The organism is Bradyrhizobium sp. UFLA05-125 (assembly GCF_059803515.1).
On record NZ_JBANBJ010000092.1, the window covers coordinates 24540 to 31816 of the forward strand.

Here is a 7277-nt window from a genome sequence, read left to right on the forward strand (position 1 = left end):
ATTAGACCAAGCGAGATCGAACGCAAAACCGGAAAATCCGCCCTCAGCTATGCGCCGAAGACCAGTGCGGCTGCTTATTTCAGTACATGAAATACCGCTGCGCCATCGGCAGCACCTCGGCCGGCGCGCAGGTCAGAAGCTCGCCGTCGGCGCGCACCTCATAGGTCTCCGGATCGACCTCGATATTGGGGGTGGCGTCGTTGTGGATCATGCTCTTCTTGGAAATCTTGCCGCGGGTGTTCTGGACGGCATAGAGCTTCTTGTCGATGCCGAGCTTTCGCGCGAGGCCGCCGGTGACCGCGGCCTTCGAGGTGAAGACGACGGAGGATGCCGTGCGCGCCTTGCCGAAGGCACCGAACATCGGCTGATAGTGCACCGGCTGCGGCGTCGGGATCGAGGCGTTGGGATCGCCCATGGGCGCAGCGACGATCGTCCCCCCCTTGACGACGCAGTCCGGCTTGACGCCGAAGAAGGCCGGCGACCACAGCACGAGATCGGCGAGCTTGCCCTTCTCGACCGAGCCGATCAGTTTCGAGACGCCATGGGCGATCGCGGGATTGATCGTGTACTTGGCGATGTAGCGCTTGGCGCGAAAATTGTCGTTGTCCTTGCCCTTGTCCTGCGGCAGTGATCCGCGCTGCTTCTTCATCTTGTCGGCGGTCTGCCAGGTGCGGATGATGACCTCGCCGAGCCGGCCCATCGCCTGCGAGTCCGAGGACATCATCGAGAGCGCGCCGAGGTCGTGCAGGATGTCTTCGGCCGCGATGGTCTCTTTGCGGATGCGGCTCTCGGCAAATGCAAGGTCTTCCGCGATCGAGGGATCGAGGTGGTGACAAACCATCAGCATGTCCAGATGCTCGTCGATGGTGTTGCGGGTGAAGGGACGCGTCGGATTGGTCGAGGACGGCAGCACGTTCTTCAGGCCCGCGACCTTGATGATGTCAGGCGCGTGACCGCCGCCGGCGCCTTCGGTGTGGAAGGCGTGGATGGTGCGGCCCTTGAAGGCCTTGATCGTATCCTCGACGAAACCGGATTCGTTCAGCGTATCGGTGTGGATCATCACCTGGATGTCGTGAGCGTCGGCAACCGACAGGCAGTTGTCGATCGCCGCCGGCGTGGTGCCCCAGTCTTCATGCAGCTTGAGCGCGCAGGCGCCGGCCTTGATCATCTCGACCAGCGCGGCGGGGCGCGACGCGTTGCCCTTGCCGGAAATGCCGAGATTGACCGGAAAGGCGTCGAACGACTGGATCATCCGCCCGATGTGCCATGGGCCTGGGGTACAGGTGGTGGCGAACGTGCCGTGCGAGGGACCGGTGCCGCCACCAAGCATCGAGGTGACGCCGCTCATCAGCGCGTGCTCGATCTGCTGCGGGCAGATGAAATGGATGTGGCTGTCGAAGCCGCCGGCGGTGAGGATCTTGCCTTCGCCCGCGATCACGTCGGTGCCGGGGCCGATGATGATTGTGACGGCGGGCTGGATATCCGGGTTACCCGCCTTGCCGATCGCGGAGATCATGCCATCCTTGATCGCGACGTCGGCCTTGACAATGCCCCAGTGATCGACGATCAGCGCGTTGGTAATGACCGTGTCGGCCGCGCCCTGCTTGTTGGTGACCTGCGACTGCCCCATGCCGTCGCGGATCACCTTGCCGCCGCCGAACTTCACCTCCTCGCCATAGGTGGTGAAATCCTTCTCCACCTCGATGATGAGATCGGTGTCGGCCAGCCGCACCTTGTCGCCGGTGGTCGGCCCGAACATATCGGCATAGACGGAACGTTTTATCTTGACGGACATCACAAGCCCCGTTTGCGTTTGAATGTTTGGCCTATCACAGCGAGGCCCTCGCCGTTCGCACCACATCGTCGAATTTCGTATCGAGCCATGGACTGCCGCCGCGGCAGCCGGCGACAACCTGCTCAGCCCATCTTGTATAGTCGACGAGATCCTCGCGCTCCTCGGCGGATGGCTCGGCATGAATACGCGCGCCGATATTGCTGATCTTGTCGGCGATCTTGATCAGCTTAGCGCCCGCCGACTTCTTCGGCGCGTCCATCACCTGCCGGCGCCGCCGCTCGGCTTTCGGCAGGCTCATGTCGTCGGTGCACTCGACGACGAGCGAGGCGACGCGGTGGGAAAATTTCTCCGCCAGCTCCTCGCGCGTGGTGTCGGTGTCCTCGATCGTATCGTGCAGCCAGCCGGCGGCGACGAGCTCGGCATCCGCACCATCGGTCGCGGTCGCGAGCAGGTTCGCGACCTCGGCGAGGTGATTGATATAAGGCTCATTCCCCCGCCCCTTGCGCGCCATGCCGTTGTGGCGGCGCGCGGCGAGCTCGGCGGCTTCAGAGACAAGACGGACCGGTGAGAGCATGGCGGGATCCTCCGTTTCGCTCTCAACCGTGCCGTTGCATGCTTCGTTCCTGGAGGCTCACAGCTTCCCCATCACGTCGCCGCGGAAACCGTAGATCGTCTTCTTCCCCGCCATCGCCACTAGTTGGACGTCGCGGGTCTGGCCGGGCTCGAAGCGGACGGCGGTGCCGGCGGCGATGTCGAGGCGCATGCCGCGGGCTTTCTTGCGATCGAACTTCAGCGCCGGATTGGCCTCGAAGAAATGGTAGTGCGAGCCGACCTGGATCGGACGGTCGCCGGTGTTGGCGACGGTCAGCGTCACGGTCTTGCGGCCCGCATTGAGCTCGATCTCGCCGTCCTGGATGAAGAGTTCGCCGGGGATCATTTTATCCTCCTCGTCATTCCGGGGCTCGCGCAGCGAGAACCCGGAATCTCGAAACCAAAACCTCTGGATTCCGGGTTCGCGCTTCGCGCGCCCCCGAATGACGAATTCACCTGATCGGCTCGTGGACGGTGACGAGCTTGGTGCCGTCCGGGAACGTCGCTTCGACCTGGATGTCGTGGATCATTTCGGGGATGCCCGGCATCACCTGCTCGCGGGTCAGGACTTGCGCGCCGGCCTGCATCAGCTCGGCCACAGTGCGGCCGTCACGCGCTCCTTCCAGAATGAAATCGGAGATGATCGCGACCGCCTCCGGGTGGTTCAGCTTGACGCCGCGCTCGAGCCTGCGGCGCGCCACGATGGCCGCCATCGAGATCAGAAGCTTGTCCTTTTCGCGGGGAGACAGGTTCATGCAAAATCTCTTCGTGAGTTCGTCAATTCAGCCATAGCCGCGGCAGCGCGGCGCCGGTGCGCGCCAGCACCGTCATCATGTCGGCGCGCAGGCGCGCCGCATCTTGGGCACAGAACCTCGCCATTGCAAAGCCATTCCAGGCGGATATCCCGACCTCGCCGGCGAAAGATTCCGAGGCTTCCCTGATGCGCTCGACCAGGGCCTCATCGCCCGGGACGATCAGCGCAGTGCCGATCGCCGCGCCGCCCTTGGCGACGGCAGGACGCGCCAGCTTGGCGCCGATATCGCCGTCGAGCCTGACGGTCTCCGCGAACACCAGCCGGCCGCCGCGGGAAAGCCTCCAACGATCGACGAACTCGCCCTGCTCCATGCGCTCGCCCATCGCGGTGCGGCCGAACACCACGATCTCGCAGAGCATAAGCGATGCCGCATCATCGAGCGAGATGTCGAAGCGGCGCTGGACCCGTGCGCGATCGAACAGGATCGTCTCCTGGGGCAGCCAGCCGAGATGCGCGCCGGCGGCAACCTTCAGGACAACGTTGAGCTCCGCCGCCGCGCCGGGCGCGCGATAGACCTTCTCGGCCGCGGCTGTGGTCAGCGTCAGGCGCGAGCCCTCACCTGCCGAAATCTCGATATCAAAGCGGTCTCCGCCGGCAACGCCACCGGCCGTGTTGACGAACACGCCGGAGAGCCCTTCGCCTTCCGGCGAAGGAAAACGCACGCGCAAGGAGCCGGACTCATGCAGCGCGCCGCGCCGCGTCATGCCGTCGCGCGCATGGACGTCGAAGCGCACCACGCCGCGGGCGCGGTTGGCCTCGAAAATACTGGACGTGGCTGAAACGTCGCGCATCCGCCTCCCCAGCCGGTCGCGGCAGAATGAAAGGCTTACAGCGCCATCTGGCGGCTGATCTCGCCGGGATCGAGATTGGAGCGGTCGCAGGTGAATTTCACCGCGCCGCGATCCATCACGGCAAAACTGTCGCCGAGTTCGCAGGCAAAGTCGAGATATTGTTCGACCAGCACGATGGCGATGTTGCCGAGGTTGCGCAAATACGAGATCGCGCGGCCGATGTCCTTGATGATCGAGGGCTGGATGCCCTCGGTCGGCTCATCGAGCAGCAAGAGCTTTGGCCGCATCACCAGCGCGCGGCCGATTGCGAGCTGCTGCTGCTGGCCGCCGGAGAGATCGCCGCCGCGCCGGCCGAGCATGGATTGCAGCACCGGAAACAGCGAGAACACGTCATCGGGGATGAAGCGCTCGTCGCGCTTGAGCGGGCCGAAACCGGTCTTGAGATTTTCCTCGACTGTCAGCAGCGGAAAGATCTCGCGGCCCTGCGGCACGAAGCCGATGCCTTTGCGCGCCCGCTCGTAGGGCTTGAGCGTTGTGATGTCGCCGCCGTCGAACACGATCGCGCCCGAGGAGATCGGATACTGCCCGACCATGGCCCGAAGCAGCGAGGTCTTGCCGACGCCGTTGCGCCCGAGCACGCAGGTGACCTTGCCCGGCTCGGCCGAGATCGAGACGCCACGCAGCGCCTGTGCTGCGCCGTAGAAGAGATTGATGTCCTTGACCTCAAGCATCGCTCAGCGCCCCAGATAGACTTCGATGACCCGCTCGTTGGACGAGACCTGGTCGATGGTGCCCTCGGCAAGCACCGAGCCTTCGTGCAGGCAGGTGACCTTCACGCCCAATTCGCGGATGAAGGTCATGTCATGCTCGACCACCATCACGGTGTGGTTCTTGTTGATCTCCTTGAGCAGCTCGGCGGTGAGATGCGTCTCGACGTCGGTCATGCCGGCGACGGGCTCGTCGACCAGGAGCAGCTTCGGATCCTGCGCCAGCAGCATGCCGATTTCCAGCCACTGCTTCTGGCCATGGCTGAGGCTGCCGGCGAGGCGACCCCGCGCATCGGTGAGGCGGATGGTCTCGAGCACCTTGTCTATGCGTTCGGACTCGGCCTTGCTGCCACGCCAGAACAGCGTCCCGCTGACCGAGTGATCGACATTGAGCGCGAGCAGGAGATTTTCCTCGACCGTCTGGCTCTCGAACACGGTCGGCTTCTGGAATTTGCGGCCGATGCCGAGTTCGGCGATGCGGGTCTCGTCGAGCCGCGTCAGATCGGTGACGCCGTCGAACAGCACCGTGCCTTCGTCCGGCTTGGTCTTGCCGGTGATGATGTCCATCATCGTGGTCTTGCCGGCGCCGTTCGGGCCGATGATGGCGCGCATCTCGCCGGGCGCGAGCGTCAGCGACAGGTTGTTGATGGCGTGGAAGCCGTCGAACGAGACGTGCACGCCGTCCAGATACAGCATCGCGGAGGTCGCGCGGGTGTCCATGACGTTCATTTCCGCTACTCCGCCATGTCAGGTTCGCTGACGCCGTCCTCACGCGCCGCGCTCTCGGTGGTTTCCGCCGACCGCTTCGCCTTGAACGGCTCCCACCAGGAATTGAAGGTGCCGACGATGCCCTTGGGCAGCAGCAGCGTCACCAGGATGAACAGTGCACCCAGCATGAACAGCCAGTACGGTGCGAGCACACCCGAGGTGAAGAACGTCTTGGCATAGTTGACGACGACAGCGCCGAGCGCCGCGCCGACCAGGGTGCCGCGGCCGCCGACCGCAACCCAGATCACCGCTTCGATCGAGTTACCCGGCGCAAATTCACTTGGGTTGATGATGCCGACCTGCGGCACGTAGAGCGCACCGGCGACGCCGGCCATGCAGGCCGACACCGTGAACACGAACAGCTTGTAGGACTCGACGCGGTAGCCGAGGAAGCGTGTGCGCGATTCCGCGTCGCGGATCGCGATCAGCACCTTGCCGAGCTTGGAGGTGACGATGACCCGGCAGATCAGGAAGCCGGCGATCAGGGCGAGACAGCTCAGCGCGAACAGCGTGGCACGCGTGCCTTCCGCCTGCACGTTGAAGCCAAGGATGTCCTTGAAGTCGGTCAGGCCGTTGTTGCCGCCGAAGCCGAAATCGTTGCGGAAGAAGCCGAGCAGCAGCGCATAGGTCATGGCCTGCGTGATGATCGACAGGTACACGCCGGTGACGCGCGAGCGGAACGCAAGCCAGCCGAAGCAGAAGGCGAGCAGGCCCGGCACGAACAGCACCATCAGCGCGGCGAACCAGAACATGTCGAAGCCGTACCAGTACCAAGGCAGCTTCTGCCAGTTCAGGAACACCATGAAGTCCGGCAGGATCGGATTGCCGTAGACTCCGCGGGTGCCGATCTGGCGCATCAGGTACATGCCCATGGCGTAGCCGCCGAGCGCGAAGAACGCGCCGTGGCCGAGCGAGAGGATGCCGCAATAGCCCCAGATCAGGTCGATCGAAAGCGCCAGGATGGCGTAGCAGACATACTTGCCCCAGAGCGCGACCAGATATGTCGGCACCTGGAAGAACGAGCCCGCGGGTAACAGCAGATTGGAGAGCGGAATCAGGATGCCGCAGGCGGCGACGATGACGAGAAACATCGTCGCGCCGCGATCCAGCGATCGCGTGAGCATGTGAGGGGTCATGCTTCCACCGCACGGCCCTTGAGCGCGAATAGGCCGCGCGGGCGCTTTTGAATGAACAGGATGATCAGCACCAGGATCGCGATCTTGCCGAGCACGGCACCGGCAACCGGCTCCAGGAACTTGTTGGCGATGCCGAGCGTGAAGGCGCCGACCAGCGTGCCCCAGAGATTGCCGACGCCGCCGAACACCACGACCATGAAACTGTCGATGATGTAGCTCTGGCCAAGATTGGGGCTGACATTGTCGATCTGCGACAGCGCTACGCCGGCGATGCCGGCAATGCCGGAGCCGAGACCGAAGGTCAGCGCGTCGACGCGCGAGGTGGCGATGCCCATCGAGGCCGCCATCCGGCGGTTCTGCGTCACCGCACGCATCTCGAGGCCGAGCGCGGTGTAGCGCAGCATCGCAAGCAGGATCGCAAACACGGCGAGCGTGAAGCAGAGGATCCAGAGCCGGTTATAGGTGATGGTGATCTGGCCGAGCTCGAAGGCGCCGCTCATCCAGGAGGGGTTGCCCACCTCGCGGTTGGTCGGACCGAAGGCGGTGCGCACCGCCTGCTGGAGCACCAGGGACAGGCCCCAGGTCGCGAGCAGCGTCTCCAGCGGGCGGCCGTAG

9 protein-coding genes are annotated in these 7277 nt (G+C 64.3%); all 9 read right to left on the reverse strand.

Annotation, left to right across the window (positions count from 1 at the left end):
- Window positions 1–79 precede the first annotated feature (79 nt).
- A complete protein-coding gene (gene ureC / locus SO156_RS40955; RefSeq protein ID WP_498538759.1) occupies window positions 80–1795 on the reverse strand; it encodes an urease subunit alpha in 1716 nt (571 codons plus the stop codon).
- A 34-nt stretch (window positions 1796–1829) separates the two neighbouring features.
- On the reverse strand, window positions 1830–2369 hold the full coding sequence (locus tag SO156_RS40960; protein WP_498538760.1) for an HD domain-containing protein: 540 nt from the start codon (window positions 2367–2369) through the stop codon (window positions 1830–1832).
- 57 nt (window positions 2370–2426) lie between these two features.
- On the reverse strand, window positions 2427–2732 hold the full coding sequence (locus SO156_RS40965; protein ID WP_458145732.1) for an urease subunit beta: 306 nt from the start codon (window positions 2730–2732) through the stop codon (window positions 2427–2429).
- Between the two features lie 106 nt (window positions 2733–2838).
- The gene (locus SO156_RS40970; protein WP_458145731.1) at window positions 2839–3141 is read right to left on the reverse strand and encodes an urease subunit gamma; all 303 of its coding nucleotides are present in this window, start codon (window positions 3139–3141) and stop codon (window positions 2839–2841) included.
- A gap of 22 nt (window positions 3142–3163) precedes the next feature.
- Window positions 3164–3991, reverse strand: coding sequence for an urease accessory protein UreD (locus SO156_RS40975; protein WP_458145730.1), 828 nt, complete (start codon window positions 3989–3991; stop codon window positions 3164–3166).
- A gap of 35 nt (window positions 3992–4026) precedes the next feature.
- Complete coding sequence (urtE, locus tag SO156_RS40980) at window positions 4027–4722, reverse strand: urea ABC transporter ATP-binding subunit UrtE (RefSeq protein WP_498538761.1); 696 nt, start codon at window positions 4720–4722, stop codon at window positions 4027–4029.
- Window positions 4723–4725: 3 nt separating this feature from the next.
- Window positions 4726–5487, reverse strand: coding sequence for an urea ABC transporter ATP-binding protein UrtD (urtD, locus tag SO156_RS40985; RefSeq protein WP_498538762.1), 762 nt, complete (start codon window positions 5485–5487; stop codon window positions 4726–4728).
- A 5-nt stretch (window positions 5488–5492) separates the two neighbouring features.
- Complete coding sequence (gene urtC, locus SO156_RS40990; protein WP_498538763.1) at window positions 5493–6662, reverse strand: urea ABC transporter permease subunit UrtC; 1170 nt, start codon at window positions 6660–6662, stop codon at window positions 5493–5495.
- Window positions 6659–7277, reverse strand: a 619-nt coding sequence (gene urtB / locus SO156_RS40995) for an urea ABC transporter permease subunit UrtB (RefSeq protein WP_498538764.1), incomplete at its 5' end; no start/stop codon positions are given. The genes urtB and urtC, both read right to left, overlap by 4 nt.

What these genes read in the sequence shown, in the direction of transcription:
- ureC (WP_498538759.1), bottom strand. Translation starts at nt 1,795, where the DNA reads ATGTCCGTCAAGATAAAACGTTCCGTCTATGCCGATATGTTCGGGCCG.
- urtE (WP_498538761.1), bottom strand. Translation starts at nt 4,722, where the DNA reads ATGCTTGAGGTCAAGGACATCAATCTCTTCTACGGCGCAGCACAGGCG.
- urtC (WP_498538763.1), bottom strand. Translation starts at nt 6,662, where the DNA reads ATGACCCCTCACATGCTCACGCGATCGCTGGATCGCGGCGCGACGATG.
- SO156_RS40970 (WP_458145731.1), bottom strand. Translation starts at nt 3,141, where the DNA reads ATGAACCTGTCTCCCCGCGAAAAGGACAAGCTTCTGATCTCGATGGCG.
- SO156_RS40965 (WP_458145732.1), bottom strand. Translation starts at nt 2,732, where the DNA reads ATGATCCCCGGCGAACTCTTCATCCAGGACGGCGAGATCGAGCTCAAT.
- SO156_RS40975 (WP_458145730.1), bottom strand. Translation starts at nt 3,991, where the DNA reads ATGCGCGACGTTTCAGCCACGTCCAGTATTTTCGAGGCCAACCGCGCC.
- urtD (WP_498538762.1), bottom strand. Translation starts at nt 5,487, where the DNA reads ATGAACGTCATGGACACCCGCGCGACCTCCGCGATGCTGTATCTGGAC.
- SO156_RS40960 (WP_498538760.1), bottom strand. Translation starts at nt 2,369, where the DNA reads ATGCTCTCACCGGTCCGTCTTGTCTCTGAAGCCGCCGAGCTCGCCGCG.